Below are 25,440 nucleotides of genomic sequence, written 5' to 3'. Positions count from 1 at the left end.
AAGAGAAGCGCATGAACGTACTTTCAGCTTTGACCCTCGCCGCACTGGCATTGGCGCCTTTGACCAGCCAGGCCCTGGCCCTCAACGATGACTTCAGCCTGGACATGACCCTGGGCGTCGTCAGCGACTACCGTAGCCGCGGCATCTCGCAGACCCTGGGCGATCCGGCGGCCCAGGCCGGCGCAACATTGCTGCACAGCAGCGGCCTGTACATTGGCGCCTGGACCTCCAACGTGGATTTCGGTGGCGGCTTCGATACCCGGCAGGAACTTGAGTACTACGCCGGTTACTACTGGCAGGCGACGGACGCGATCAGCCTCGATCTGGGCTACATCAAGTACGACTATCCGAAAAATTCAGAATTCAACCTGAGCGAGGTCTACGCCATTCTCGACGTGTACGGCGTGAAGCTTGGCGCCTATTACTCGAAGGACACACCGAACGCTTTCGGCGAAGACCAAGACACGCTCTACACCTATCTGGGCTATAAAATCGCGCTGCCGGCCGAGGTCGGCCTGGAGCTGCGCGTGGGACGCAACGATGTGAAAGACCCGGCCTTCTGGTCCGCCAACGGCGACAACCGCGAGGCTTACTACGAGTGGGAAGCCAAGCTGACCCGCGATTTCGTCGGCGTGACCTGGGGCCTGAGTTATGTCGACACCGACCTGTCGAAAAGCGAGTGCAGTGGCTGGTATGGCTATGACGATCTGTGCTCGGCCACGGTGGTGGCGAGCGCCACCAAGACCTTCTGAGTTCTATCTCTGATAACAAAAACAGTTCCTCAAAGGAAACACCGTCATGAGTGTGCAACGAAGTCCCCTGATCGAAACCCGTTCGATCGATTTCATCCCCGAGGCCGAGCGTCACGGCAGTCTCTACAGCCAGTTCACCCTGTGGCTCGGCGCCAACCTGCAAATCACTGCCATCGTCACCGGCGCCCTGGCCGTGGTGCTGGGCGGCGATGTGTTCTGGTCACTCATCGGCTTGCTCATCGGTCAGCTATTCGGCGGTGCCGTGGTGGCGTTGCACGCAGCGCAAGGGCCGAAGCTCGGCCTGCCGCAGATGATCTCCAGTCGTGTGCAGTTCGGGGTGTATGGCGCGGCGATCCCTATTGTCCTGGTGTGCCTGATGTACCTCGGTTTCAGTGCCACCGGCGCGGTGTTGTCGGGGCAGGCGATTGCGCAGTTGATCAACGTCAGCGACAGCGCCGGCATCCTGATTTTCGCGGCGTGCATCGCGTTCCTGACAATCTTCGGTTATCGGGTGATTCACCTGGTCGGGCGGGTGGCCAGCGTGCTGGGCATCATCGCCTTCGCCTACCTGTTCACCCGGTTGATGACCCTCAACGATATCGGCCTGCTGCTCGACAATCGTCATTTTGGCTGGAGCACCTTCCTGCTGGCGGTGTCACTCTCGGCGTCCTGGCAGATCGCGTTCGGTCCTTATGTGGCGGATTATTCGCGTTACCTGCCGAGCAAGACTTCATCGTGGAAAACCTTCGCTGCCGTGGGCCTGGGCACGGTGCTGGGGGCTCAGGCTTCGATGGTGCTGGGGGTGTTCGCCGCCGCATTGGCCGGGGCGAATTTCCGTGGGCACGAAGTGGCGACCATTGTCGGTCTGGGCAGTAGCGGGGTGATCGCGTCCCTGCTGTACCTGAGCATTGTGTTCGGCAAGGTCACGGTGTCGACCCTCAACGCCTACGGCAGTTTCATGTGCGTGGCGACCATCCTCAGCGGTTTCTGCCGTCGCCTGGAAATCACCGCCCGCCAGCGCATGCTGTTTGTGCTGCTGATCGTCGCGGCATCCACCACGCTGGCGTTGCTGGGGCAGTACTCGTTTCTCAACTCGTTCAAGTACTTCATCCTGTTTTTGCTGACGTTCTTCACTCCGTGGAGCGCGATCAACCTGGTGGATTACTACTTCATCAACAAGGAACGTTACGACATCCCGGCATTGTCCGACCCGGCAGGGCGATACGGTCGCTGGAACGTGCTGGGGATCAGCGTGTACGTGATTGGCGTGTTGATCCAGTTGCCCTTTGTCGACACCCATTTCTACTCCGGGCCGATGGTTGCGCAACTGGGCGGTGTGGATATTTCGTGGATCGTCGGGTTGTTGGTACCGGGGGGGATTTATTACGCGCTGGCCAGGCCGTCGATGAGTGGCGTGGTGGTTGAACGGGGTTAACACAGGAAGAGCGGCGAGCTTTTGTGGCGAGGGGGCTTGCCCCCGTTGGGGCGCGAAGCGGCCCTAAAAGATGGCCTGCTGCGCAGTCCAACGGGGGCAAGCCCCCTCGCCACAGGTTCGGTGCCAGGCGTGATTAACGTGCTGGCAGGCTCCAACGCTCACGCAACTGCTCGTACTGCGCTTGCGGCAGTTGCACCAGCACCGGGGATTTGCCCGGGTCCAGCCAGTTTAATAACTGCGCGATATTTGCCGGGTCCATGGCCGTACAGCCGCGGGTCGGTGCCGTGGGGCCGCGCCAGATGTGGAAGAAAATGCACGAGCCGGCAGTGGGGCTGGCCGGAGTGTTGTGCTCGATGAAAATGCCTTGGCGGTACAAGTCATCGCTGCGGCGCATGCGTTCGGAACTGGTCCAGTCCTTCGCAACCACCGCGCCGTCGACCAATTCGTTGTAGCGTGCAGACTGACTGTCGTCCACGCATTCGATAGTTGGCGTCAAGGCCAGATAGGCCAGGCGGGTTTCGGCGGAAGGCCCGTAGCCAAACGCCGTGCCCAGCTTGAACATTCCGGCCGGGGCCTTGCCATCGCCTTCCTGTTTCACCGGTCCTTCAGGTTGCCCGACGTCGAGCAGCCCCTTGCCCCAGCCCATGCCATTTTTGCCGAGCACCACCGCAAACGGCGCTTCGAATTTTTCAAAGGTCTTGCCGTGCCGCTCATAGCGCTGAGCAGTGGCTTGAACGTCATCCCAGTTTTTACTGGTGACCACGATCAGCTGATCGCTGCCGTCGAGTCCTTGGGCCATCGCCACCCATGGAAAAAACAGCAGCAACAGGGTTTTGAGCAGATTGTTCATGGCGCCAACGGCGTAATGGGGAAGTCCATGACGTCCGGTTTCTGCGTATTTGCGTTGTACGTGAAGTGCCACCACTCGGCCGAATAACCGCTGAAACCCTCTTTTTCCATCGCGCTGTTGAGTCGCTGGCGATTGGCTTTGGCCGTGGCGTTGATCAGCGCCGAATCGGTGTGCGCCCGTTCATCGAAGCAATCGAACCCGGTGCCCATGTCGAGCGCGCCGTCGTGCCAGCGCTGGCCGTAGGGTGCCGTGCAATCCACCGGATGCGCGGATGGCGTCCAGGTATCGGCAGGCAGGGCGTCGGGGCCGGTCAGGGTCAGGTCGACGGTGTTGCCCCGGGAGTGATTGGACACCCGAGCCACGTAACCCAAGCGCCAGAAGTCCTGCTTGTCGACCCGTGGATAGAATTCGGTCTTGAGCGGGTCACCGGGCTCGTTGGCGAAGCGGCCCATGTCCGCCACCGCCCGCACCGGGCGATAACAGTCGAATACCTTCAAACCGTAACCCTCGGCGTTCAGCGCCGTTTGCACTCGGGCCAGGGCTTTGGCGGCGTCCACGGACAGCAGGCACTCCGGCGCCTGATAACCGTCGAGCGGGTGTCCGGTAAAGTTGTGGGCGCTGGCGTAGCGGATGTCCTGCACGATGCCCGGGTCGACCGCACGCAGATACACCATGTGCCCGGGTTTCGGCTCGTCGGCCATGCACGGCAAGGCAAGGCTCAGGCACAGCATCAATAGGCAGGGTGAACGAGACATCGGGAACGGCTCCATGCATGACCAGTCAACTCATCATGGCTTGAAACCGCCTGCACCTCCATGAAGTTGTTGATCGGCGTGATAGGACGAGCGCACCAGCGGCCCGGACGCGACGTTCTTGAAGCCCATGCGCGCACCTACCTCGGCGAACCAGGCAAAGGTGTCCGGGTGCACGAAGCGCTGCACCGGCAAGTGACTGCGGGAGGGCTGCAGATACTGGCCGAGGGTCAGCATGTCGATGTCGTGCTCGCGCATGCGCTGCATGACTTCGATGACTTCCTCGTCGGTTTCGCCAAGGCCCAGCATCAGCCCGGATTTGGTCGGCACGTGGGGCACCGCGTGCTTGAATTTCTGCAGCAGGTCCAGCGACCATTCGAAGTCCGAACCCGGCCGTGCGGCTTTGTACAGGCGCGGTACGGTTTCCAGGTTGTGGTTGAACACATCCGGCGGTTCAGTGGCGGTGATCGCCAGGGCCACGTCCATGCGTCCGCGATAATCCGGAACCAGGGTTTCCAGTTGCACGCCGGGCGACAGCTTGCGGATCTCACGCAGGCAATCGACAAAGTGTTGGGCGCCGCCATCGCGCAAATCGTCGCGATCCACCGAGGTGATCACCACGTACTTCAAGCGCAGTTCGGCGATGGCCACGGCCAGGTTCATCGGTTCGTTGGCATCCAGCGGCTTGGGCCGGCCATGGCCGACATCGCAGAACGGGCAGCGACGGGTGCAGATGTCGCCCATGATCATGAACGTGGCGGTGCCACCGGAAAAACACTCGCCGAGGTTGGGGCACGAGGCTTCTTCGCAGACGCTGTGCAGCTTGTGCTTGCGCAACAGTTGCTTGATCCGCTCGACCTCGGGGGAGATCGGCATGCGCACGCGAATCCAGTCGGGTTTGCGCGGGAATTCATCCGTGGGAATGATCTTCACCGGAATCCGCGCGACCTTGTCCGCGCCGCGCAGTTTGGTGCCGACCTCCACCTTGGCCGGGTTGTTGCCGGTTGATTCGACAATGGCGTTCATGGTGTTTTCCTTGTGCGGCAGGGCACATAACCTGTGGGAGACCCTGTGGGAGCGAGCTTGCTCGCGATGAGGCCATTACATTCAGCATTGATGTTGAATGAAAGTCCGCCATCGCGAGCAAGCTCGCTCCCACAGAGTTTTTTCCCACAAGGGGTTTTGTGTTGTGTGATCAGTCGCGGTAGACCGGGAAGTCCGCGCACAGGGCCGCCGCTTGTCGGGCGACGTTGGCCTCGATATCGGCATCGCCCAGATGGTCGAGGATGTCGCAGATCCAGCCTGCCAGGGCGATGCTTTGCGCTTCCTTGAAACCACGGCTGGTGATCGCAGGGGTACCGATGCGCAGGCCGGACGTCACGAACGGCGATTGCGGATCGTTGGGCACGGCGTTCTTGTTGACGGTGATGCCGGCGCGGCCGAGGGCGGCGTCGGCGTCCTTGCCGGTCAGGCCCTGGCGGATCAGGCTGACCAGGAACAGATGGTTGTCAGTGCCGCCAGACACCACGTCGTAACCACGTTCGATAAAAACTGACGCCATGGCCTGGGCATTGCGGATCACTTGCGCCTGATAGGTCTTGAATGCCGGTTCCAGCGCCTCCTTGAAACACACGGCCTTGGCGGCAATCACGTGCATCAACGGGCCGCCCTGACCGCCGGGGAAAACGGCGGCGTTAAGTTTTTTCTCCAGTTCGGGATTGGCCCTGGCCAGTATCAAACCGCCGCGTGGGCCGCGCAGGGTCTTGTGGGTGGTAGTGGTGACCACGTCGGCGTAAGGCAACGGGTTCGGGTACAGACCGGTGGCCACCAGGCCAGCGACGTGGGCCATGTCGACGAAGAAGTACGCGCCGACCTTGTCGGCGATCTGGCGGAAGCGCGGGAAGTCCAGGGTCTTCGAATAGGCCGAGAACCCGGCGATGATCATCTTCGGCTTGTGCTCGACCGCCAGGCGCTCGACTTCGTCGTAATCGATCAGGCCCGTGGTGGTGTCGATGCCGTACTGCACGGCGTTGTAGAGCTTGCCGGAAAAACTCACCTTGGCGCCGTGGGTCAGGTGGCCGCCGTGGGCCAGGCTCATGCCGAGCACGGTGTCGCCGGCTTGCAGCAGGGCCAGATAAACCGCGGCGTTGGCCTGGCTGCCGGAGTGCGGCTGGACGTTGGCATAGTCGGCGCCGAACAGTTGTCTGGCACGGTCGATGGCCAGTTGCTCGACCACATCGACGTGTTCACAGCCGCCGTAATAGCGCTTGCCCGGATAGCCTTCGGCGTACTTGTTGGTCAGGCCGCTGCCCTGGGCCTGCATGACCCGCTGGCTGGTGTAGTTTTCCGAGGCGATCAGTTCGATATGGTGTTCCTGCCGCGCATCCTCGGCGTTCATCGCCGCCAGCAGTTCATCGTCGTAGCCTTTGATCTGGTCGTGTTTGCTGAACATGGTGTGGTCCTTTTTCTGGATTCGTGGGGGGCTTCAAGCGTCGGCGTGTTCGGCGGTCAGGCGTTCATAGGCGTCCAGATCCAGCAAGTCGCTCAACGCCTCGACATCGACCGGTTTGAAACGGAAGAACCAGCCTTCGCCCAACGGGTCTTCGTTGACCAATTCCGGGGTGCTCTCGAGCGTCGCGTTGATCTCGACCACTTCACCGTCCAGCGGCATGCCGATACTGCTGGCGGCTTTCACCGACTCCAGCACCGACACTTCAGCGCCGGCATCGAAGGCGCCCAGTTCAGGCACCTGAACGAACACCACATCCCCCAGCGCCTGCTGGGCAAACGCCGTGATGCCGACGGTGACCAGGCCATTGCTCTCAAGGCGCAACCATTCGTGATCGACGGTAAAACGCAATTGGCTCATCTCAACTCCTTATTGTTTTAAGGCTCGTGGCGGGGCGACGAGCGGGGTTGGAGGAGTGATAGCAAGGGCGGTGCCAACGTTTGTTAGTTGTTTTAAATCAATGGCTTAAAGTGTTTTTACAAGAAGGGAACGACGAGTGCCGTATTGAAATCAATACAGGCAAGTAAAGCCTCGGACGCAAGCACCGTGATTGCTGGCAGGCAAGTGGTTGTCTTGATTTCGCTACGTTGTATCGATTTTCAGACAGAGAATCCGGCAACAACACTGATCCCCCTGTGGGAGCGGGCTTGCTCGCGAAGGCGGTGTGTCATTCACCATCAGTGTTGCCTGACACGGCGCTTTCGCGAGCAAGCCCGCTCCCACATTTTGACCGAGTCAGTCTTACGGTTTGTTGGGAATCCCGTACTTGCGCAAGCGAATCGCGATGGCGCTATGGGACGTCTGCAACCGCGCAGCGAGCAAGCGACTGGACGGATAGCTGCGGTAGAGCTGCTCCAGCAGGTTCTTTTCAAAGTCGCCAACGGCCTCTTCCAGGCTGCCCACTTCGCCGTCGTTTTGCCGCTCGACGGCGGTGCGGGCGATGTCGAGGTCGTCGATGTCCACCAGCGGGTTTTCGCAGATCGCCGCTGCACGGAAGATCACGTTCTGCAATTGCCGCACATTGCCTGGCCAGCGGTTGCCGAGCAGGGCGCTGAAGGTGCTCGGCGCCAAACGACAAACCGGTCGCTGGATCTGCGCGCAGGCCTGTTGCATGAAGTGATTGGCCATCAGCAGGATGTCGTGACCGCGCTCGCGTAGCGGCGGTACTTGCAGGTTGAGCACGTTGAGGCGGTAGAACAGGTCCTCGCGAAAACGTCCTTCGGCGACCATTTTTTCCAGGTCGCGGTGGGTGGCGCTGAGTACCCGCACATTGACCCGGACCTCTTTGTCGCCACCGACCCGACGGAAGCAGCCATCGCTCAAAAAGCGCAGCAACTTGGCTTGCAGATAAGGCGACATTTCACCCACTTCATCGAGGAACACCGTGCCCTGATCGGCCAGTTCCAGCAGACCGAGCTTGCCGCCCCGTTGTGCGCCGGTGAAGGCGCCGGGGGCGTAGCCGAACAGCTCGCTTTCGGCCAGGCTCTCCGGCAGCGCCGCGCAGTTCAGGGCGAGGAACGGCGCATCGTGCCGTGGACTGATCGCGTGGCAGGCACGGGCCACGAGTTCTTTGCCGGTGCCGGTTTCACCCTGGATCAACAACGGCGCATCGAGGGCCGCTACACGCTGAGCGCGGGCCTTGAGCGCACGGATCGGCGGCGATTCGCCGAGCAGCGCATCGAAGCCTTCGGCGTGGTCATGGTGCAGCGCCGACAGGCGTTCGCCGATGCGATTGGGTTGATACAGGGTGAGCAGGGCGCCGGCGTCGGTGATTGGCATGGCGTCGAGGAGCAAGGTCTGGCCGCCGAGGCTGACCTCGTGCATCGGCAGGCGGAAATGATGGGCGATCAGGGTGCGCTGCAAATCGGCATCGTCGAACAGTGCGGTCAGCGATTCACCGGCCGGTTCACGCCCGCAGAGGGCGATCAGCGCCGGGTTGGCCAGCAGCACATGGCCGCGATCATCCACCGCCAGCACCGGGTCGGAACTGGCTGCCAGCAATGCGTCCAGTTGCAGGCGCCGGCGTTGCCCCGGGAGGATGTCGACCATGGTCACCGCTTGCACGCCGTGCACACCGAAAAGCGCTTCGCGCAGCTCCTCCAGCACCTCGGTACCGAGGGTCGGCGCGTCGATGTAGACATTCGGCGGCACCATCTCCACGGCGTCCAGATTGAAACTGCGTCCGCCGAGCAGGGCCAGCACTTCCTGGGTGATTCCGACGCGGTCGATGAAGGTGACGTGGATGCGCATGACGGGCCTGCAAGGTTGGCGAACTAAAATCAGTATGCCCGGCAAAATTTCAATTTGGCGAGCGTCACCTCACGGCGTGCCGGTTTTACGGGCGCTGGCGGCCAGGTCCTCGAGGAACGCCTGGAGGATCGGCGGCGGTGCCGTACCGCGTCGGGTGATCACGTCGAACGGCGATTTCAGACGCAAGCTCGCGGGTGCCAGTTGATGCATTTCGCCGGTCTTGAGCCATTGGCTGGCGAAGTGTTCGGGCAGAAAACCGATGTAGGCGCCGGAGATGATCAGGATCGCCGACGCCTCGATGTTGTCCACGGTGGCCGCCGCCTTGCTGACGCCCAGGTGTTCCAGGTCGTATTGCTGCATGTAGCCGCGCACCACGATCCGCCCTGCGCCAACCTCTTCGAGCAGTTCCTCGCCTTCGGCATGACTGCCATACAACGGGTGGCGCCGCCCGCAATACAAACCGAGGGCTTCCTGATACAGCGGTGTGTGTTGCAGGCCCGGCACATGGATCGGGAAGTGCCCGATGGCCAGGTGCAGCCGGCCGTCGAGCACGCGCTCTTCGAGCTCCGCCGGAGTGCCGACGTACACGTTCAGGTGCACGTCATGCCCGCGGGAGACGAAGCGCTGGGTGGTGCGCGGAATGGGCGAATCGGGGTCGGTAATCGTGGTGTCGATGATCCCCAGGTTGAGCTTGCCGCTGATGTGCTGCTTGAGTACGTCGGCGTCCATGCAGAAATTTTCCACCGCCGACAGCAGGCGCTGGGTGGCTTCATGGATCGCCACGCCTTGCTCGGTCAAGCGAAAGCCGCTGCGCCCGCGCTGGCAGAGTTTGACCCCGAGGCGGGTTTCCAGGTGGGTCATCTGTTCGCTGATGGTTGACTGCCCGGCGTTCAACGCCGCCTGCGCGGCGGAAAAGCCGCCACAGCGGACAATCGTGGCAAATACTCTGAGCAACTTCAGATCGACATCGTGCAGCTGAATCACCTGGAACCTCCCGCTGGTGGATGCATCGGTAATGCCGATATGAGTATCTGATGTTTAGCATTTTTTCCACGAAAACCTGCGCCCATAGTCTTTCCAACGGCGGTCGCCTTGCAGTCCGCCAGGCCGATAACAAGAAGTGGAGAGGCTAGAAATGTCGAACAACGGTTATGAATCCGGTCGTCTGAACCTGCCATTCGTGGGGCATTGCACCTTTGGCAAATCCCCGGTGTGCACCGATTGGGACGCGCTGGATGCCGACGTCGCGGTGCTTGGCGTACCCAACGACATGGGCACCCAGTGGCGCTCCGGCGCACGCTTCGGACCACGCGGGATTCGCGAAGCATCGACGCTGTTTTCCTTCGGCCACGCCGGCGCCTACGACCACGAAGATGACGTGATGTACCTCACCGCTTCGGACGTACGCATGGTCGACGTCGGTGATGCCGACATCGTGCATACCGACATGGAAACCAGTAACAAGAACACCGAATACGCCGTACGCAAGATCCTCGATGCCGGCGTGATGCCGGTGGTGCTCGGCGGCGACCACTCGGTGCACGCGCCAGTGATCAAGGCCTTCGAAGGCCGCGGCCCGATCCACATCATTCACTTCGATGCGCACCTGGATTTCGTCGACGAACGCCACGGCGTGCGCTACGGCCACGGCAACCCGCTGCGTCGTGCCTCGGAAATGAACCACATTGTCGGCATGACCCAAATGGGCATCCGCAACGTGTCGTCGTCCAACCGCGACGACTACGAAGCGGCCCATGAAGCCGGCTCGAAAATTCTCTCGGTGCGTGATGTGCGTCGCCTTGGTGTCGAGGGCGTGCTGGCGCTGATCCCGCAGAACATCAACTACTACATCACCATCGACATCGACGGTTTCGACCCGTCTATCGCCCCCGGCACCGGCACCCCGAGCCACGGCGGCTTCCTTTACTACGAAGTACTGGAAATCATCCAGGCCCTGGCCAAGCGCAGCAAGGGCAACATCGTCGGCATGGACCTGGTGGAAGTGGCGCCGGTGTACGACCCGACCGGCATGACCTCGATCCTCGCCGCGCAACTGTTGCTCAACAGCATTGGTTTCATCTTCCACGAACGTGGCAAGGTGCGGGCCGCCGCCGAGAGCGAGTCGACTCCAGCCTGATCATCGAAACCACAAAGCTCAGAAACCAGAGCCCCGGCAGTGCCTGACTGCCGGGCAGAGAGAATAAAAATGGACACGATCGTCAAAAGTTACCTGCAAAAATTCGGCGTCAGCGAAGCCACCCAGACCTTCCTCAGCAAGGTCCAGAAGATGTTCATCGGCGGCGCCTGGGTTGAATCCAGCAACGGCGAAACCTCCGATGTGATCGAGCCCTCGACCGAAGGCCTGATCACCCGTATTCCCATGGGTACTACCGACGATCTGGACCGCGCCGTGCAAGCCGCCCGCGCCCAGTTCGACGGCGGCGCCTGGCGTCAGGCCAAACCGGCCGAGCGCGAACGGATGATGCAACGCCTGGCCGACCTGATCGAACAGAACGCTGCCGAGCTGGCGGAAATCGAATCCATCGACATGGGCAAGTCCGTGGCCTTCGCCAAGGACGTGGACATCCAGGGCACCGTCGACACCCTGCGTTACTTCGCCGGCTGGGCCACCAAGCTGCATGGCCGTACCGTCGAGCCTTCGCTGCCGGGCAATTACCTGGCTTATACCCGCAAGGAAGCAGTCGGCGTGGTCGGCGCCATCGTGCCGTGGAACTTCCCGTTGCAGACCATGGCCTGGAAACTCGGCGCGGCCCTGGCGACCGGTTGCACCGTGGTAGTCAAACCCGCCGAGCTGACTTCGTTGTCGGCCCTGCGCTTCGCTGAACTGGTGCAGGAAGCGGGCATCCCCGACGGCGTGATCAACATCGTCACCGGGCGCGGCAGCGTGGTCGGTGCGGCCATGGCCACGCACCCCGGCATCGACAAACTGACCTTCACCGGATCGACTCCGGTCGGTCAGACTGTCGGCCGCGCAGCGCTGGATGACATGAAACGCCTGACCCTCGAACTCGGTGGCAAATCACCGGTCATCGTCTGCGCCGACGCCGACATCCCCACCGCAGCGCAAGCGGTCGCCAACGGCGTGTTTTTCAACTCCGGGCAGGTATGCGATGCCGGTACACGGGCCTATATTCATAGCAGCGTCTACGACGAATTCCTGCGTGAGCTGATCGCCTACACACGCACCCTGAAAATGGCCCCGGGCCTGGACCCGGACTGCTTCATCGGCCCGCTGGTTTCGGCCCTGCAAAAGCAGCGTGTGACCGAGTACATCGAAACCGGCAAGGCCGAAGGCGCCGAACTGGTCTACGGCGGCCAACCGGTCGATGGCCCTGGCTTCTTCGTCGAGCCAACCATCTTCGCCAATTGCCGCAACGACATGCGCATTGTCCAGGAAGAGATCTTCGGCCCGGTGCTGGTCACTGCACCGTTCGATGATGAGGAAGAGGCACTGGCCCTGGCTAACGACTCGCCCTTTGGCCTGGCTGCCGCACTGTATTCCAACGACCTTGGCAAAGTGCACAGCCTGATCCCGCGCCTCAAGGCAGGTTCGGTCTACGTCAACGCCCACGGCACCCTCGATCCGTCGATGCCGTTCGGTGGCTACAAACAGTCCGGATTCGGCAAGGACCTGGGCGCCGAGCAGCTCGATTACCTGCTCGAAACCAAGGCGGTATGGATCACGCTGCCAGGCTGAAGCGCGCCCTTGTGGGAGCGGGCTTGCTCGCGAAGAGGCCGGCACATCCGACATCTATGTTGCCTGACCCACCGCTTTCGCGAGCAAGCCCGCTCCCACAGGTTTTGCGCTAGTCCAACGGGAGCAAGCTCCCTCACCACAGAGGTGCTCATTACAAGGACGTTCACCGAAAAGAACGCGGTTATCTCGTCATGATCTTCCAACAATAAGAGTCCATCATGAACACTAACGCCAAGTCCGCCCCGAGCGTGTCCAGCCTCGATGAAAAATCCGTCGTCGAGGGGCATTCGATTGACTTCATCCCCGAGAACGAGCGCACCGACAAACTGTCGAGCCAGGGCCCGTTCTGGTTTCTCGGCAATTTCACCTTCTTCACCATGACCATCGGCTTCGTCGGCCCGAGCGTTGGCCTGACCGCGCTGTGGACCACGCTCGCCGGCACGCTGGGCATCATGTTCGGCACGCTGTTCATGGCGTTCCATGGCTCGCAAGGCCCGCACCTTGGCTTGCCGCAAATGATCCAGTCCCGTGCGCAGTTCGGTTATCGCGGAGTGATCCTGGTGCTGCTGGCGACGCTGTTCGTGTTCGCCGGCTTCAACATCGTCAACCTGGTGTTGATGATGCAGGGGTTGCACACGCTGTTCGGGTTCAACCCCGCAGTGATCGCGGTGGCGGTGACCATTCCGGCAGCGGTGCTGGCGATTCTCGGCCACGACTGGATGCACCGCAGTTTCAAATGGGCATTGTTCCTGTCGCTGCCACTGTATGGCCTGGTGACCGTGGCGGTGCTGATGGGTTGGGTGCCGGATGCGGCCATGCCGGCGCTGGCAGCGGGTGAAGTGGCCCGGGAACCGCTGGGTTTCAACTGGACCGGTTTCATCGCGCAGTTTGCGGCGGCCGCCAGCTACAACATCGCCTATGCCCCGTACGTGTCGGACTACTCGCGCTACCTGCCGAAGAACACCTCCAGCGGCAAGCTGATCGCGGTGGTGTTTCTCGGGGCTTCGCTGTCTGGTGCGTGGATGATTTCCGTGGGTGGCTGGCTCGCCGATCACCTGCATTCCACGGACGTGCTGGTGGCCCTCGGGCAAGTCGGCAACACCGTGTCGCCGCTGGTGGGCACGGCGGTGGTGGTCGTCACTATCCTGGCGTTCCTGCCGGTGATCGCGATGAATATCTACAGCGCCAAACTGACCACGCTGACCTGTGTCGACTCGATCAAGCACATCGAGCCAACACGCAAGGCACGCATCCTGGCCATCGGCTTCGTGATCCTGCTGCAACTGGGCGTGGCGCTGAGCATCCAGAGTTCGGGCAAAGGCCTGTCGGTGCTGGGGATCTACCTGGTGGTGATGCTGTACTTCCTGGTGCCCTGGACCTCGGTCAACCTCACCGACTACTTCTTCGTGCGCAAGGGCCGCTACGCCATCCCGCACTTCTTCATGCCCCACGGCAACATCTATGGCAGCTGGGGGCTGCGCGGGATCGCCGCGTATGCCATCGGTTTTATCTCGATGATCCCGTTCTTCTACATCTTCGACGGCGTTGAACAGCGCGAGGTGTATGTCGGCCCGCTCGCCAAGGCGCTGGGCAGCATTGACATCGCCTGGCTGGTCGGGCTGATCGTCTCGGGGCTGGCGTACTACTGGCTGAGCCGCTCGATCGATCTCAAGCGCGAAGAAGCGGTGATCCAGCAGATCGAAAAAACCTCCCCGCAATACACCACCGGCGACACGCTGACCCACAAGCAGCAGCCACCGCGGGTATTCACTGAATCGACGGTCGGGAGATAACTATGACCACGCAAAGAATGACCACGCAAAAAATGGCGACGCAAAAATACGACTACATCATCATTGGCGCAGGCTCGGCAGGTTGTGTGTTGGCCAACCGCCTGAGCGAAGACCCGGCCACCTCGGTGCTGGTCCTGGAATTCGGCGGCAGTGACAAGAGCGTAGTGATCCAGATGCCCAGTGCCTTCTCGATCCCGATGAACACCAAGAAATACAACTGGCGCTACGAGACCGAGCCGGAGACTTACCTCAACGGCCGGCGGATTCACTGCCCACGGGGCAAGGTGCTGGGCGGTTCGTCGTCTATCAACGGCCTGGTGTACATCCGTGGCCACGCGCTGGATTTCGACGAATGGGAATCCCTGGGGGCCGAAGGCTGGGGCTATCGCAACTGCCTGCCGTACTTCAAGCGCGCCGAGAGCTACGAGTCAGGTGGTGACAGCTATCGCGGTCAGAGCGGGCCGCTGCACACCACCAACGGCAACCACATGAAAAACCCGCTGTACGGCGCCTGGGTCGAAGCCGGTGCCGAAGCGGGCTACATCAAGACCGAAGACTGCAACGGCTACATGCAGGAAGGTTTTGGTGCCATGCACATGACCGTCAAGAATGGCGTGCGTTGCTCCACGGCCAACGCGTATCTGCGCCCGGCCATGGGCCGTCCGAACCTGACGGTGATCACCCATGCGATGACCCGCCAGATCATCCTTGAAGGCAAGCGGGCGGTGGGGGTCATGTATGACCACGGTGGTCAGACCCACCAGGTGCGTTGCAACCGCGAAGTGCTGATCTCGTCCGGCCCCATCGGTTCGCCGCACCTGCTGCAACGCTCCGGCATCGGCCCAGCCGAGGTCCTGCGCAAGGCCGGGATCGGCGTGCGCCATGATCTGCCGGGGGTAGGGGAGAACCTGCAGGATCACGCCGAGGTGTACATCCAGTTCGGCTGCAAGGAACCGGTGACCCTCAACAGCAAGATGGACCCGCTGAGCAAGCTGATGATCGGTCTGCGCTGGCTGTTGTTCAAGGACGGCCTCGGTGCCACCAACCACTTCGAGGCCGGTGGTTTCATCCGCTCCGAGAAGGGTCTGCGCTGGCCGGACATCCAGTTCCACTTCCTGCCGGCGGCGATGCGCTACGACGGCAACAAGCCGATCAAGGGCCATGGTTTCATGGTGCTGACCGGTCCCAACAAACCGAAAAGCCGTGGTTATGTGCGGGTACGCTCGGCCGATCCGTACGAGCATCCAGAGATTCGCTTCAACTACCTGCAACGGGAAGAGGACCGCGAAGGCTTCCGCCGCTGTATTCGCCTGACCCGGGAAATCATCGGCCAGAAAGCCATGGACCGCTTCCGCGACGGCGAAATCGCCCCGGGCGCGCAGGTGACCAGCGATGAAGACCTCGACGCCTTCGTGCGTGACAACCTGGAAAGCACCTACCATCCGTGCGGTTCGTGCCGCATGGGCGAGGACGACATGGCGGTGGTCGACTCCGAATTGCGCGTGCGCGGCATCGCCGGTCTGCGGGTGATCGATTCGTCGGTGTTCCCGACGGAGCCGAACGGCAATCTCAATGCGCCGACCATCATGCTCGCCGAACGGGCGTCCGATCTGGTGCGTGGCGTGAAGATGCTGCCGGCGTCGGATGTGCCGGTGGGGTTGGTCGAAGGTTGGGAAAGCAGCCAGCGCAGTTCGCTGCCGGGGCGTAACGTGCGGGTCTGATTGCAACCGGCAATCAGTGTGCAAACCTAATGTGGGAGCGGGCTTGCTCGCGAAAGCGGTGGATCAGTCACATCCATGTTTAATGTGCTGCCGCCTTCGCGAGCAAGCCCGCTCCCACAGGGTTAACGGTGCTTTCAGGAAAATAGTGCGTCGTTGTTTCCTGGCCATTGCTAGTCTGTAAATCCTTGAGACCGCAATGGAGCACCCTCATGGCTATTCAGGCCCTGCGCGCCGACGCATCGCACATCGACCAGATCGCCCCTTTGTTTGACGCGTACCGGATGTTCTACAGGCAGCCATCGAACCTGGCGCAATCGCGTGCCTTCATTGCCGAGCGCATCGCCCGGGATGAATCGGTGATTTTTCTTGCCCGGGACAGCGACGGGGAAAACCTCGGCTTCGTCCAGTTGTTCCCGACCTTTTCCTCCATCGACGCCCACCGCACCTGGTTGCTTGGTGATCTGTTCACCACGCCCGCCGCCCGGGGCAAAGGCGTCGGCACACTGCTGATGAACACCGCCCGCGACTTTGCGCAGCTGGCTGGCGGCAAGGGCATGACCCTGGAAACCGCCACCGACAACTTCACCGCCCAGCGCCTGTATGAATCCCTGGGCTGGGTGCGCGACCCCGGTTACTACACCTATTGCCTGGATCTGAAAAAAGACTGAGTCAGCGAGCCTTTCAGCCAAACACCGGCCGCATGAATGAACGCTCGTAGCTGAGGATGAATTTCCTCTCTTCGGCGTACTTGAACGCCGCGATGCAGTCCGGATCGCTCATCGATTGCTGCCGGTAATGTTCGTACGCCGCCAGGCTGGGGAAGGTGAACAGGGCCAGGGCGATGTTGTTGGCGCCCTCCGAAGGCAAAAAGTAGCCGTGGTGCTGGCCGCCGAATTTTTCTACCAGTGGAATCCACAACTTGCCGTAGTGCTCGAAGGCTTCGAGCTGGTAGGGGTCGAGTACGTATTTCAGGTAGCAAGTGACCATGGTTTCTCTCCTTGATAAAGCGTCTGACTATCCGCTGATTGCAGCTGTCGCCACAGCACTGTATGCGCCATAGACCGGTAAATTTGCGCCAACTGAACCCTGTTTTTATGGTCAGCCTCAAGAGTGATGTCAATGAGGCATCATTTTGCTAGGATGCGCACAGCCCGAGAATTGGATCACGGGCGTTTTCCCCCTGGAGTTGTTCAGTGAAATACCTCAGTAAAGTGGCTGCCGTTACCCTGTTCGGCCTGGTATTGGCCGGTTGCAACAGTGCCCCGATGAATACCCAGCATTACGACAGCAGCCAGTACACCGTGCTGGGCCACAGTGAAGCGAGCGCCACCGGCCTGTTGCTGTTTGGCGTCATCCCTATCCGTCAGAACAGTCGTTTTGTACGCGCACAGGACGAGGCAATCAAGGCCAAAGGCGGCGATGCCATGATCAACACACAGGTGCAGGAACGCTGGTTCTGGGCGTGGGTCCTGACGGGTTACACCACCAAAATCTCCGGTGATGTGGTCAAGCTGAAGAACGTACAGTAAGCACACGAACCTATACCTGTGGCGAGGGAGCAAGCTCCCTCGCCACAAAGTGTTTGCCGCTGGCGCTGTCGCACTATCGGTTCAGTCAATAGTCATCATCAAGAATCGCAAGTTCTGTTTTTTGTGCAAAGGCGGAAAATCGCCTGCATTGAACACGCTGCTCAAGGAACCTGCGCGATGAAAATGTTGACCCGACTGGCTGTGATTGCCCTGTTGCTGGGCAGTGTTGCATCCACCGCATCGGCCTACGCCGAGGACACAAGCGCTTGCCGCCTGTCGCCGATTATCGGCGGTCACAGCGGGTTGCAATACGGGCAGACGGTCGGGGTGCTCTACAGCGAAAACACCGTGGAAAACCAGCAATACCTCGAGCAATACCACTCGGTGGCCGTGAACGGTGCGAAGAACGCACTGGATGCGCGGATTCGCCAGGCGTTCGTCAACAGCTCCGATCCGCAATTGGCCATCGACTGGCTGATGGGTTCACTGCACAACAGCTTTCTGTCCGTGACGGTCTACGACAACCTCGATGCGCTGGTGCAGGCCCACCCGGACGTGGTGGTGATGCTCGATACCCACAACCAGTTGCTGACCCAGCGTAACGACCGGGTCGAAGCACGTTTCGCCGCGCGGTTCTACGACGCCAACCTGCAATACATCGGCAAGGCCGAAGGCGCGGTGGAGAAACAACTGCCGTCGGTGTGGGTGCATGACAAAGCCGCGCCCGAGATCGCCGCGCAAATCGAACAGCAACGCGACCTGCAACTGACCGCGCTGAAACAGTTCGATGCGTCGTTGAAAGCGCTGGTAACGGCCGGCTGAAACAACAGCAAGTTAACCAATCCCGTCGCCCATTGAACGGCGGGCACTCAATCAACCGTGGATTGCTTTACAGGACCTGACTCATGCGCGCTTCCCTTGCCCCCGCCATGGCCTTCGTCTCGCTGCTGCTGGCCGGTTGTGCCGGCACGCCGAATGACCCGACGCTGACCTTGCAGACGTCGAAGTCACCCGAGGAATACACCCATTGCGTGGTGCCGAAGTTACAGCACGAAGCGCTCAACCCCACCGTATCGCAGACCCAGCGCAGCTACCGCATCGTCGTCCCGAGCAAGGTGGCGGCGGACAATGTGATGGAAACCTACAAGGCCTCGAACGGCGGCAAGGTGTTCCTGTACGAACGCAAGCTGCTGGCGTCAACCTTCGTGCCATCGAGTTTCGAGCGTGCGGCACAGGAATGTTTGTAGGTTAATGACGATTGAGGTAGTCACCAACTGCCATAGGGAATGCCGAAGCGTTCGATGTAGCGTTGGGAAGAGTCTTTGATCTTCCACGCGTACCGGCCCTTGTTTTTTCCAAGATACGGACCTAAGGGCTCGACATTGACTTGCCCGCGGTCGGCTTTGTGGGCGCGCGAGCACTCGTCCCGAACCCAAACCTGAATGATGCCACCCGGCGCCAGTCCCAGATTCAGTTGCGCACTCGGGTTAGCGCTATGCTGCGGGTACTTGTGGCAACGCCGGGCCGTCGAATTGCGCATGATGTCGCGGGTCGATTCGGAGATATCGATCCAGCCGGCGTAGGTCTGGCGTTCGACAATCGATTGCCAGCGCACAAAGAGGCGTTTTGGCAGGTCGGCGCCCGTGACCGGCATGCTAGAGCCGCCAATGCCATCCCATCCGCGAGCGATTTCCTTGGTGTATTCACCGTCTGGCGTTTGCGCCGCTGCGCCTGAGGCCCCTGCGGGGATAAGTCGATCCTGTATATCGACAACCGCAGTCGTTTCCACCCAAACAGTCATGTAAGCAGGCTCGGTAAAGCCGATGTACCACCAGGGCGTTCTGTAATCATTTTTGGCTGACAGCGGATCGGCGGACTGGCACGCGCTTATCGCCAACATTGCCAGCAAGGCAAATAGAATTTTCATGGTGACAGCGTCCATTCTGGTACATGAGGGTAATGCACCCGTACGGCATCCGCCGTGGGGACATGGGCGAAAACCAAGGCTCATGATTACCAACTGCCATAGGGAATGCCGAAGCGCTCGATGTAGCGTTGGGAGGAGTCTTTGATCTTGCCGTAGAAGCCGTTGTACTTGCCTTGGTCGGGCCCCAAGGGTTCGATGCCGACTTGCCCGCGGTCGACTTTGTGGGCGTGCGAGCACTCGTCCCGAACCCAAACCTGAATGATGCCGCCCGGCGCCAGTCCCAGATTCAGTTGCGCACTCGAGTTAGCGCTATGCTGCGGGTACTTGTGGCAACGCCGGGCCGTCGAGTTGCGCATGATGTCGCGGGTCGATTCGGAGATATCGATCCAGCCGGCGTAGGTCTTGCGCTCCACAATCGATTGCCAGCGCACAAAGAGGCGTTTGGGCAGGTCGGCGCCCAACACCGGCATGCCCTCACCACCCGTGCCCACCCAGCCACGAGCATTTTCGGTGCCATTTTCGAGGTCGCTGCTGCCCGCAGAACCCGCAGCGACATCGTGAATGATTCGCCCCTTTATGTCCTCGACAGCCGAGGTCTCGACCCAGACCGTCATGTGGGCAGGCTCGGTGAAGCCAATTCCCCACCAGCGCAGTTTGTAGTCATTTTTGGCTGACAGCGGATCGACGGGCTGGCACGCGCTTATCGCCAACGTGGCCAGTAGTGCAATGAGGTTTTTCATGGTGACAGCCTCCATTCCGGAACATGGGGGTGGTGCACCCGCACGGTGTCCGCCGTGGGGACATGGGTGAAAACCAAGGCTCATGATTACCAACTGCCATAGGGGATGCCGAAGCGTTCGATGTAGCGTTGGGAGGAGTCTTTGATTTTTCTGTAATGGCCGTTGTACTTGCCTTGGTTGGGACCCAAGGGTTCGATGCCGACTTGTCCGCGGTCGACTTTGTGGGCGCGGAAGCAGTCGTCCCGAACCCAGACCTGAATGATGCCGCCCGGCGCCAGTCCCAGATTCAGGGCGGCACTTGGGTTGGCGGTGAACTGGGGTGTCTCGTGACAACGCTGGGCCGTCGAGTTGCGCATGATGTCGCGGGTCGATTCGGAGATATCGATCCAGCCGGCGTAGGTCTGGCGTTCGACAATCGATTGCCAGCGCACAAAGAGGCGTTTTGGCAGGTCGGCGCCCGTGACGGGCATGCCGGCGCCACCCACACCTATCCATCCGTGAGCATTTTCGGTGCCATTCTCATTATCACTGCGGGCTGCTGCGCCCGCCGCGATATGGTGAAGTACCCGTCCCTTTATGTCCTCGACAGCCGAGGTCTCGACCCAGACGGTCATGTGGGCGGGTTCGGTGAAACCGATGTACCACCAGGATGTTCTGTAATCATTTTTGGCGGATAGCGGATCGCCGGACTGGCAGGCGCTGATCGCCAACGTTGCCAGTAGTGCCATGAGGGTTTTCATGGTGACAGCCTCCATTCCGGAACATGGGGGTGGAGCACCCTTACGGTATCCGCCGTGGGGACATGGGCATAAGCCAGCTCGAATCGGGTGCTGCGAGGCCCGGAGAGAAAAGTCGGGTTCCAGTGCGACGACTGGTGGATGTAACGTAGCTTCAGCAGTTGCTCTTCGGCAGCGGTCAGGCTGTAGTCCCCCGCGACAAACCGCTCACACATGGACTGAAGTTCGACAGGCGGAGCCAATTCGGGATCTTCTTGAAGGTCGTCAAACTCCACCCCATGCTTTTTGGCGGCTTCATACATCACCCGCAAGTACACCAGCGCCAGTCCGGCACTGACCTTGCGCCGTAGCTGCAAGCCGACAAACACCCGCTTCTGTTTCGGCGCTGCCTGCTCTCTGGGGGCAGGCAGCAGCTTGACGGGATCTGGAGTCACCAGTTCCAGCATTTCCAGTGGCCAACCCTTGGCGTGCCATTTTTCCCGTTCCTGCTCGGCCTCGCGGTAGATCGAGGTGGTTTTGACCTCGGTGAACTCGCCCACGTCCAGGGCTTGCAGGGGGCTGAGTAGCACGCACTCTTCGACGTCATCCCGGTAACCCCCGCCGATGTCCGAGTGGGCTCCCGGCAGGCTGATTTCCGGATGGTCCGGGCCGACGCGGTTAAGGGCGAAGTTGGCGCGGTATTCGTCCCGGGCCACCAGTTGCAGAACGTTGGGGAAGAAACGCGGCGCCAAGTGCAGCTTGACCCCGGGGGCAGCGGGGCTGCGCACATACCCCAGGTTGCTCAGGCCACCCACGGAAGCGACGGTGTCGAACAGACCGATGAACCCGGTCTTGACCCCTTCACCGAACACCTTGCTGAAGCCGCGGGCGAACAGGCGATCCGGCAGGTACAACGTATCTACGAGCGGGCTGTTGATGCCGACCATGCACAAGTAGGCAAAGTGGCGGGCGGCGGCCGCGCCACGGCTGAAGCCGAAGACATCGAAGATCAGGGACTGGATCTGCAGGTCCGGGAAGCGTTCATGGAAGTTGCGTAACCGCCGTTTGATCTGAGCAAACGCGTCATATACCCGGGCCTCGATTCCGGTCTCACCGCGACCGAACGCGGCGCCCAGCAATCGGTCTGGTTCGCCTGCGGTTGTGCCAATTCCTTCGACGTAGACCTTATCGAATACGTGTTTTTGTCGAGTTATTATTTGCGCGTCATGAGTTTCCGCATACAACTCATGCAACCGCTTAACATTCGTCACTTCCCCCCCATAACTGCTCTCAGGGTCCCGCATATACGGCTTGCAACTGCCATCCAGATCGTCCTCCGACACCGGATGATGAGCCCCGCATTTACGCCCCATCTCGACATTGAACGGGTTGTTGCCGGTGCCGTCGAAAAATACGCCGATGCGCAGGGTGACCTTTACGCGTGCCGCTTCTTCCCGGGCCTTTTTTTCTTCCCACGCCTGGTTGGCCTGCTCTTCGCGCGCCCGTTGTCGAGCCAGCATTTCCGCGTATTTGCGTTGCTCCTCTGCCGCATCCCAGTGCTTGGGCTGTCGGGCGCGGGCCTTGGCCTGGTCGCGGCAGACGGCGCAGTGGTACCCCTCAAGATCCTGTCCCATGAGTGCATTCCTTTCAGTGAAATGCCCCTCCCTGGGCGCCAAATCAAGTGATCGCTTTTCAGGGACAAGAGTGCGCGCCAGGGGCGTGGGGATGCTGTCGGTCGTGTCTTGAGCGCGTGTGGGATTAGGAAGCTTGTATTGAGGTCCGTGGCTGTCAGAAAAGCCTTCAGCCAATCAATACACGGAAGGGGCGAGACGGATGGGGGGCTTTTGTATGAGGTTCAAGGGCATGCGCCCCGGCAATGCCTGAAAAAAACACAAAAAAAAGCCGCCAGAATTGGCAGCAGAAAGTTAAAGCACGCATTGGATGGACTGAGTATGGCGGTTGTTCCATGACGATTCGATGACGGCTTTATGGCCATTCGTCAGGACACCGGTAGTCCAGCGACTGTCGATTAATTGTGGCGAGGGAGCTTTAGTAAATCTCCGGCACGATGATTTCCTGCGGCACCGGGACGCGTGAATAGTCTTTCTGCCGGACCCGCTGCGGCAATTCGATTACCGGCAGCTCGACTTCTTCATAAGGCATCTGGTTGAGCAGGTGATGGATGCAGTTGAGCCGGGCCTTTTTCTTGTCGTCGGCCTGCACCACCCACCATGGCGCTTCGGCAATGTGGGTGCGCTCGAGCATGATTTCCTTGGCCTTGGTATAGGCTTCCCAGCGGCGGCGCGACTCCAGGTCCATGGGGCTGAGTTTCCACTGCTTGAGCGGGTCGTGAATGCGGCTGAGAAAGCGCAGGTTCTGTTCCTGGTCGGAAATCGAGAACCAGTACTTGATTAGCTGGATGCCGGAGCGGGCGAGCATGCGCTCGAATTCCGGCACGGTGCGGAAGAACTCTTCGTACTGGTCGTCATTACAGAACCCCATGACCTTCTCGACCCCGGCGCGGTTGTACCAGCTGCGGTCGAACAACACGATTTCGCCGGCGGCGGGCAGGTGCGAAACGTAGCGCTGGAAATACCACTGCGTGCGTTCGCGGTCGTTGGGGGCGGGTAGGGCGGCCACCCGGCAAACCCGAGGGTTGAGGCGCTGGGTGATGCGCTTGATCACGCCACCCTTGCCGGCGGCATCGCGGCCTTCGAACAGGATCACCACTTTGTGCCCGGTTTTCACCACCCAGCTCTGCAGTTTCACCAGTTCGCCTTGCAGGCGAAACAGTTCGGCGAAGTAACGGCGCCGGGCTTCTTTCTCGCTGCCATCCTCGATGTGTTCATCGAACAGTGCGTCCAGGTTGTGTCCGTCTTCCGATAATTCCAGTTCCAGCTCTTCGTCACTGATATCGAGCAGCTCGCGGTGGATGCGCTGGATCAAGGTGTCCTGATTGGAAAGCATGGTGAGACACTCGGGTCGTGGGTGGCACTGCCGATCCTGGACAAAGTTTGTTACGAAGTGGTGATGCCCGCTGGTGTCATCTTGGTGTCATCGAAAGCCATGGCAAGATCTTCGCAATCCGTCTTGAGTACCCGGCGGCCGTCAGCCTGCCGGCAGATGAATGTGCAAGGAACCCCGTATGAAAGATGCCCCGCTGTTTGCCGCCATCGACCTGGGTTCCAATGCGTTTCGCCTGATGATTGGTCAGTCGGTGAGACGGAACCAGCAGATGGTCATCCAGGAAGTGAAAACCCTGCGTGAACCGGTGCGTCTGGCCGAAGGCCTGCAGGGCGGGGCACTCGATGAATTGGCGCTGGACCGGGGCTGGCAGGCGCTGGCGCGATTCGGCAAGAAGTTGCGCGGTTTTGAGGCCGGGCGCGTGCGGGCGGTGGCCACCAGCGCCGTGCGCGAAGCGGACAACGCGCCGCTGTTCCTGGCCAGCGCCGAGCGTCACCTGGGCTTTCGCATCGACGTCATTTCCGGTCAGGAAGAAGCGCAACTGGTGTACGCCGGCGTGGCCCACACCTTGCCGGCGCAAAGCACGCGGCTGGTGGTGGATATCGGCGGTGGCTCCACGGAAATGATCATCGGCCGTGGCGACCAGTTGCTGGTTACCGAGAGCATTGCCATCGGCAGCGGAACCTTCGGTGCGCATTACTTCCATGGCGGGCGGATCGTGGCAGAAGCGCTGCTGGAGGCCGAACGCGCGGCCACCGTGCAATTCGAACGCATTGCCCGCCGTTACCGCGCCATGGGCTGGCAGCAGGCGATCGGCTCTTCCGGGACGGCGCGGATGCTGACCAAGGTGCTCAAGGCCAATGGCTTGAATGACGATGGTCAAAGCGGCATCACCTACGGCGGCCTGTTGCGCCTGTCGTTGCGACTGCTGGAAGTCAAACATGTCAAACACCTCAAGTTGGCGGGTTTGCCCACCCATCGCCTGAGCATTTTGCCCGGCGGTCTGGTGGTCATGCTGGCGGCGTTCAAGGTGTTCGGGATCACGCATATGATTGCGTCTGAACCGGGTTTGCGGTTCGGCGTGCTGCATGGATTGATGAGCAAACACTGAAACCGGCCAGCTGTGTCGCGTTGCGCTGCCACCAGTCCGCTGCGTTTAAAAAACCTCGAACGCCGTCTACCCTCATCGATCACAACCCTCATGAAGAAGGTGGAGATGGCGATGAAAACGGACAAGGTTGAGTCAGGCGAAGCTTCGGCGCTGATCGACGAAAGAATCCGCGAACTGGCGGACTGGCGCGGCGAAACTCTGGCGCGCATCCGCAAGATTATCCAGCAAGCTGACCCCGAAGTGATTGAAGAGTGGAAGTGGCGGGGTGTGCCGGTGTGGTCCCATGCCGGCATCCTGTGTACCGGGGAAACCTACAGGCAAGTGGTGAAGATGACCTTTGCCAAGGGTGCTTCACTGGACGATCCGTCAAAACTGTTCAACGCAAGCCTTGAAGGCAATACCCGCCGTGCGATTGATATCCACGAGGGCGAGCAGATCAACGAAACGGCGCTGAAGGCATTGATTCAGGCGGCTATTGAACTCAATACATCCCGAACCCAATCCAAAAAATAAGCCATGCACAAGTTCCTGTGGGAGCGGGCTTGCTCGCGAAGGGGCCTTCACATTCAACATCGTAGGTGACTGGACTATCGCTTTCGCGAGCAAGCCCGCTCCCACAGGGATTGCGTCCATTTGACCACTTGGGATATCCCCGACCACCGTGTTCCAATAG

At 60.6% G+C, this 25,440-nt stretch carries 25 protein-coding genes; 12 read left to right on the top strand and 13 right to left on the bottom strand.

Translation table 11 applies throughout. The features are described from left to right. Positions 1 to 11 precede the first annotated feature (11 nt). Positions 12 to 752, top strand: a complete 741-nt coding sequence (locus ABIA48_RS03940; RefSeq protein ID WP_429487142.1) for a TorF family putative porin — start codon at positions 12 to 14, stop codon at positions 750 to 752. Between the two features lie 46 nt (positions 753 to 798). After that, positions 799 to 2,187, top strand: coding sequence for a purine-cytosine permease family protein (locus tag ABIA48_RS03935; RefSeq protein ID WP_429487141.1), 1,389 nt, complete (start codon positions 799 to 801; stop codon positions 2,185 to 2,187). A gap of 133 nt (positions 2,188 to 2,320) precedes the next feature. Here ABIA48_RS03935 and ABIA48_RS03930 read toward each other — a convergent pair whose 3' ends face one another. The 7 genes from ABIA48_RS03930 to ABIA48_RS03900 all read right to left on the bottom strand — a co-directional run bounded on the left by ABIA48_RS03930 (position 2,321) and on the right by ABIA48_RS03900 (position 9,532). After that, positions 2,321 to 3,037: a L,D-transpeptidase family protein gene (locus tag ABIA48_RS03930; protein ID WP_429487140.1), complete on the bottom strand. Its 717-nt coding sequence runs from the start codon at positions 3,035 to 3,037 to the stop codon at positions 2,321 to 2,323. After that, positions 3,034 to 3,792, bottom strand: a complete 759-nt coding sequence (locus ABIA48_RS03925; RefSeq protein WP_429487139.1) for a M15 family metallopeptidase — start codon at positions 3,790 to 3,792, stop codon at positions 3,034 to 3,036. The genes ABIA48_RS03930 and ABIA48_RS03925 overlap by 4 nt, the downstream gene beginning before the upstream one ends. A 33-nt stretch (positions 3,793 to 3,825) precedes the next feature. After that, positions 3,826 to 4,815, bottom strand: coding sequence for a lipoyl synthase (gene lipA, locus ABIA48_RS03920; RefSeq protein WP_429487138.1), 990 nt, complete (start codon positions 4,813 to 4,815; stop codon positions 3,826 to 3,828). A 169-nt stretch (positions 4,816 to 4,984) separates the two neighbouring features. Then, positions 4,985 to 6,241, bottom strand: coding sequence for a serine hydroxymethyltransferase (glyA, locus tag ABIA48_RS03915; protein ID WP_429487137.1), 1,257 nt, complete (start codon positions 6,239 to 6,241; stop codon positions 4,985 to 4,987). Positions 6,242 to 6,274: 33 nt separating this feature from the next. Further along, complete coding sequence (gcvH, locus tag ABIA48_RS03910) at positions 6,275 to 6,658, bottom strand: glycine cleavage system protein GcvH (protein ID WP_429487136.1); 384 nt, start codon at positions 6,656 to 6,658, stop codon at positions 6,275 to 6,277. A 381-nt stretch (positions 6,659 to 7,039) separates the two neighbouring features. Then, positions 7,040 to 8,548, bottom strand: coding sequence for a sigma-54-dependent transcriptional regulator (locus ABIA48_RS03905; RefSeq protein WP_007987345.1), 1,509 nt, complete (start codon positions 8,546 to 8,548; stop codon positions 7,040 to 7,042). A 69-nt stretch (positions 8,549 to 8,617) separates the two neighbouring features. Continuing rightward, positions 8,618 to 9,532 carry a LysR family transcriptional regulator gene (locus ABIA48_RS03900; protein WP_277529871.1) on the bottom strand — a complete coding sequence of 305 codons (915 nt, stop codon included), beginning with the start codon at positions 9,530 to 9,532 and terminating at the stop codon, positions 8,618 to 8,620. A gap of 151 nt (positions 9,533 to 9,683) precedes the next feature. On the opposite strand from ABIA48_RS03900, the gene speB reads away from it, so the two are divergent. The 5 genes from speB to ABIA48_RS03875 all read left to right on the top strand — a co-directional run bounded on the left by speB (position 9,684) and on the right by ABIA48_RS03875 (position 16,448). Then, positions 9,684 to 10,685: an agmatinase gene (speB, locus tag ABIA48_RS03895; protein ID WP_108230635.1), complete on the top strand. Its 1,002-nt coding sequence runs from the start codon at positions 9,684 to 9,686 to the stop codon at positions 10,683 to 10,685. Positions 10,686 to 10,754: 69 nt separating this feature from the next. Continuing rightward, complete coding sequence (locus tag ABIA48_RS03890; RefSeq protein ID WP_429487135.1) at positions 10,755 to 12,266, top strand: aldehyde dehydrogenase family protein; 1,512 nt, start codon at positions 10,755 to 10,757, stop codon at positions 12,264 to 12,266. 218 nt (positions 12,267 to 12,484) lie between these two features. Continuing rightward, complete coding sequence (locus tag ABIA48_RS03885) at positions 12,485 to 14,059, top strand: purine-cytosine permease family protein (RefSeq protein WP_429487134.1); 1,575 nt, start codon at positions 12,485 to 12,487, stop codon at positions 14,057 to 14,059. Positions 14,060 to 14,091: 32 nt separating this feature from the next. After that, on the top strand, positions 14,092 to 15,780 hold the full coding sequence (betA, locus tag ABIA48_RS03880; protein ID WP_007987354.1) for a choline dehydrogenase: 1,689 nt from the start codon (positions 14,092 to 14,094) through the stop codon (positions 15,778 to 15,780). Positions 15,781 to 15,989: 209 nt separating this feature from the next. After that, on the top strand, positions 15,990 to 16,448 hold the full coding sequence (locus tag ABIA48_RS03875; RefSeq protein ID WP_429487133.1) for a GNAT family N-acetyltransferase: 459 nt from the start codon (positions 15,990 to 15,992) through the stop codon (positions 16,446 to 16,448). A 13-nt stretch (positions 16,449 to 16,461) separates the two neighbouring features. Here ABIA48_RS03875 and ABIA48_RS03870 read toward each other — a convergent pair whose 3' ends face one another. Then, entirely contained in the window at positions 16,462 to 16,767 is a 306-nt protein-coding gene (locus ABIA48_RS03870; protein ID WP_310059849.1) for an NIPSNAP family protein, read from the bottom strand. Positions 16,768 to 16,973: 206 nt separating this feature from the next. Between ABIA48_RS03870 and ABIA48_RS03865 the strand changes: the two genes are divergently transcribed. From ABIA48_RS03865 to ABIA48_RS03855, 3 genes are all read left to right on the top strand, one after another. Then, positions 16,974 to 17,309 (top strand): hypothetical protein, encoded by a 336-nt coding sequence (locus ABIA48_RS03865; RefSeq protein ID WP_007987360.1) that lies wholly within the window; start codon positions 16,974 to 16,976, stop codon positions 17,307 to 17,309. A 177-nt stretch (positions 17,310 to 17,486) separates the two neighbouring features. Further along, positions 17,487 to 18,131, top strand: a complete 645-nt coding sequence (locus ABIA48_RS03860; protein ID WP_429487132.1) for an ATPase — start codon at positions 17,487 to 17,489, stop codon at positions 18,129 to 18,131. An 83-nt stretch (positions 18,132 to 18,214) separates the two neighbouring features. Next, the gene (locus ABIA48_RS03855) at positions 18,215 to 18,556 is read left to right on the top strand and encodes a hypothetical protein (RefSeq protein WP_429487131.1); all 342 of its coding nucleotides are present in this window, start codon (positions 18,215 to 18,217) and stop codon (positions 18,554 to 18,556) included. Positions 18,557 to 18,576: 20 nt separating this feature from the next. On the opposite strand, the gene ABIA48_RS03850 is transcribed toward ABIA48_RS03855, so the two are convergent. The 5 genes from ABIA48_RS03850 to ppk2 form a co-directional block, all read right to left on the bottom strand. Beyond that, positions 18,577 to 19,236: a DUF2931 family protein gene (locus ABIA48_RS03850; RefSeq protein WP_429487130.1), complete on the bottom strand. Its 660-nt coding sequence runs from the start codon at positions 19,234 to 19,236 to the stop codon at positions 18,577 to 18,579. Positions 19,237 to 19,322: 86 nt separating this feature from the next. Continuing rightward, positions 19,323 to 19,976 carry a DUF2931 family protein gene (locus ABIA48_RS03845; protein ID WP_429487129.1) on the bottom strand — a complete coding sequence of 218 codons (654 nt, stop codon included), beginning with the start codon at positions 19,974 to 19,976 and terminating at the stop codon, positions 19,323 to 19,325. 86 nt (positions 19,977 to 20,062) lie between these two features. Further along, the gene (locus ABIA48_RS03840; RefSeq protein WP_429487128.1) at positions 20,063 to 20,716 is read right to left on the bottom strand and encodes a DUF2931 family protein; all 654 of its coding nucleotides are present in this window, start codon (positions 20,714 to 20,716) and stop codon (positions 20,063 to 20,065) included. Beyond that, complete coding sequence (locus ABIA48_RS03835; protein WP_429487127.1) at positions 20,713 to 22,326, bottom strand: phospholipase effector Tle1 domain-containing protein; 1,614 nt, start codon at positions 22,324 to 22,326, stop codon at positions 20,713 to 20,715. Before ABIA48_RS03835 ends, ABIA48_RS03840 begins: the two co-directional genes overlap by 4 nt. A gap of 415 nt (positions 22,327 to 22,741) precedes the next feature. Further along, the gene (gene ppk2 / locus ABIA48_RS03830; RefSeq protein ID WP_007988352.1) at positions 22,742 to 23,659 is read right to left on the bottom strand and encodes a polyphosphate kinase 2; all 918 of its coding nucleotides are present in this window, start codon (positions 23,657 to 23,659) and stop codon (positions 22,742 to 22,744) included. A 178-nt stretch (positions 23,660 to 23,837) separates the two neighbouring features. Between ppk2 and ABIA48_RS03825 the strand changes: the two genes are divergently transcribed. Together ABIA48_RS03825 and ABIA48_RS03820 are read left to right on the top strand one after the other, a co-directional pair. Beyond that, positions 23,838 to 24,767 carry a Ppx/GppA family phosphatase gene (locus tag ABIA48_RS03825; RefSeq protein ID WP_429487126.1) on the top strand — a complete coding sequence of 310 codons (930 nt, stop codon included), beginning with the start codon at positions 23,838 to 23,840 and terminating at the stop codon, positions 24,765 to 24,767. A 111-nt stretch (positions 24,768 to 24,878) separates the two neighbouring features. Next, positions 24,879 to 25,280: a DUF1801 domain-containing protein gene (locus tag ABIA48_RS03820; protein ID WP_429487125.1), complete on the top strand. Its 402-nt coding sequence runs from the start codon at positions 24,879 to 24,881 to the stop codon at positions 25,278 to 25,280. The last annotated feature ends 160 nt before the right edge of the window (positions 25,281 to 25,440 follow it).

This window comes from Pseudomonas sp. S30_BP2TU TE3576, assembly GCF_050436025.1.
In the GTDB taxonomy this organism is placed as follows: Bacteria; Pseudomonadota; Gammaproteobacteria; order Pseudomonadales; family Pseudomonadaceae; genus Aquipseudomonas.
The sequence above is the reverse complement of the archived record's forward strand: the minus strand, read 5'-3'. Positions and strand labels throughout refer to the sequence as shown.

Excerpts from the sequence above, each read along its gene's own strand:
- ABIA48_RS03940 (WP_429487142.1), top strand. The coding sequence starts at position 12 with ATGAACGTACTTTCAGCTTTGACCCTCGCCGCACTGGCATTGGCGCCT.
- ABIA48_RS03935 (WP_429487141.1), top strand. The coding sequence starts at position 799 with ATGAGTGTGCAACGAAGTCCCCTGATCGAAACCCGTTCGATCGATTTC.
- ABIA48_RS03930 (WP_429487140.1), bottom strand. The coding sequence starts at position 3,037 with ATGAACAATCTGCTCAAAACCCTGTTGCTGCTGTTTTTTCCATGGGTG.
- ABIA48_RS03925 (WP_429487139.1), bottom strand. The coding sequence starts at position 3,792 with ATGTCTCGTTCACCCTGCCTATTGATGCTGTGCCTGAGCCTTGCCTTG.
- lipA (WP_429487138.1), bottom strand. The coding sequence starts at position 4,815 with ATGAACGCCATTGTCGAATCAACCGGCAACAACCCGGCCAAGGTGGAG.
- glyA (WP_429487137.1), bottom strand. The coding sequence starts at position 6,241 with ATGTTCAGCAAACACGACCAGATCAAAGGCTACGACGATGAACTGCTG.
- gcvH (WP_429487136.1), bottom strand. The coding sequence starts at position 6,658 with ATGAGCCAATTGCGTTTTACCGTCGATCACGAATGGTTGCGCCTTGAG.
- ABIA48_RS03905 (WP_007987345.1), bottom strand. The coding sequence starts at position 8,548 with ATGCGCATCCACGTCACCTTCATCGACCGCGTCGGAATCACCCAGGAA.
- speB (WP_108230635.1), top strand. The coding sequence starts at position 9,684 with ATGTCGAACAACGGTTATGAATCCGGTCGTCTGAACCTGCCATTCGTG.
- ABIA48_RS03890 (WP_429487135.1), top strand. The coding sequence starts at position 10,755 with ATGGACACGATCGTCAAAAGTTACCTGCAAAAATTCGGCGTCAGCGAA.
- ABIA48_RS03885 (WP_429487134.1), top strand. The coding sequence starts at position 12,485 with ATGAACACTAACGCCAAGTCCGCCCCGAGCGTGTCCAGCCTCGATGAA.
- betA (WP_007987354.1), top strand. The coding sequence starts at position 14,092 with ATGGCGACGCAAAAATACGACTACATCATCATTGGCGCAGGCTCGGCA.
- ABIA48_RS03875 (WP_429487133.1), top strand. The coding sequence starts at position 15,990 with ATGGCTATTCAGGCCCTGCGCGCCGACGCATCGCACATCGACCAGATC.
- ABIA48_RS03870 (WP_310059849.1), bottom strand. The coding sequence starts at position 16,767 with ATGGTCACTTGCTACCTGAAATACGTACTCGACCCCTACCAGCTCGAA.
- ABIA48_RS03860 (WP_429487132.1), top strand. The coding sequence starts at position 17,487 with ATGAAAATGTTGACCCGACTGGCTGTGATTGCCCTGTTGCTGGGCAGT.
- ABIA48_RS03855 (WP_429487131.1), top strand. The coding sequence starts at position 18,215 with ATGCGCGCTTCCCTTGCCCCCGCCATGGCCTTCGTCTCGCTGCTGCTG.
- ABIA48_RS03850 (WP_429487130.1), bottom strand. The coding sequence starts at position 19,236 with ATGAAAATTCTATTTGCCTTGCTGGCAATGTTGGCGATAAGCGCGTGC.
- ABIA48_RS03845 (WP_429487129.1), bottom strand. The coding sequence starts at position 19,976 with ATGAAAAACCTCATTGCACTACTGGCCACGTTGGCGATAAGCGCGTGC.
- ABIA48_RS03840 (WP_429487128.1), bottom strand. The coding sequence starts at position 20,716 with ATGAAAACCCTCATGGCACTACTGGCAACGTTGGCGATCAGCGCCTGC.
- ABIA48_RS03835 (WP_429487127.1), bottom strand. The coding sequence starts at position 22,326 with ATGGGACAGGATCTTGAGGGGTACCACTGCGCCGTCTGCCGCGACCAG.
- ppk2 (WP_007988352.1), bottom strand. The coding sequence starts at position 23,659 with ATGCTTTCCAATCAGGACACCTTGATCCAGCGCATCCACCGCGAGCTG.
- ABIA48_RS03825 (WP_429487126.1), top strand. The coding sequence starts at position 23,838 with ATGAAAGATGCCCCGCTGTTTGCCGCCATCGACCTGGGTTCCAATGCG.
- ABIA48_RS03820 (WP_429487125.1), top strand. The coding sequence starts at position 24,879 with ATGAAAACGGACAAGGTTGAGTCAGGCGAAGCTTCGGCGCTGATCGAC.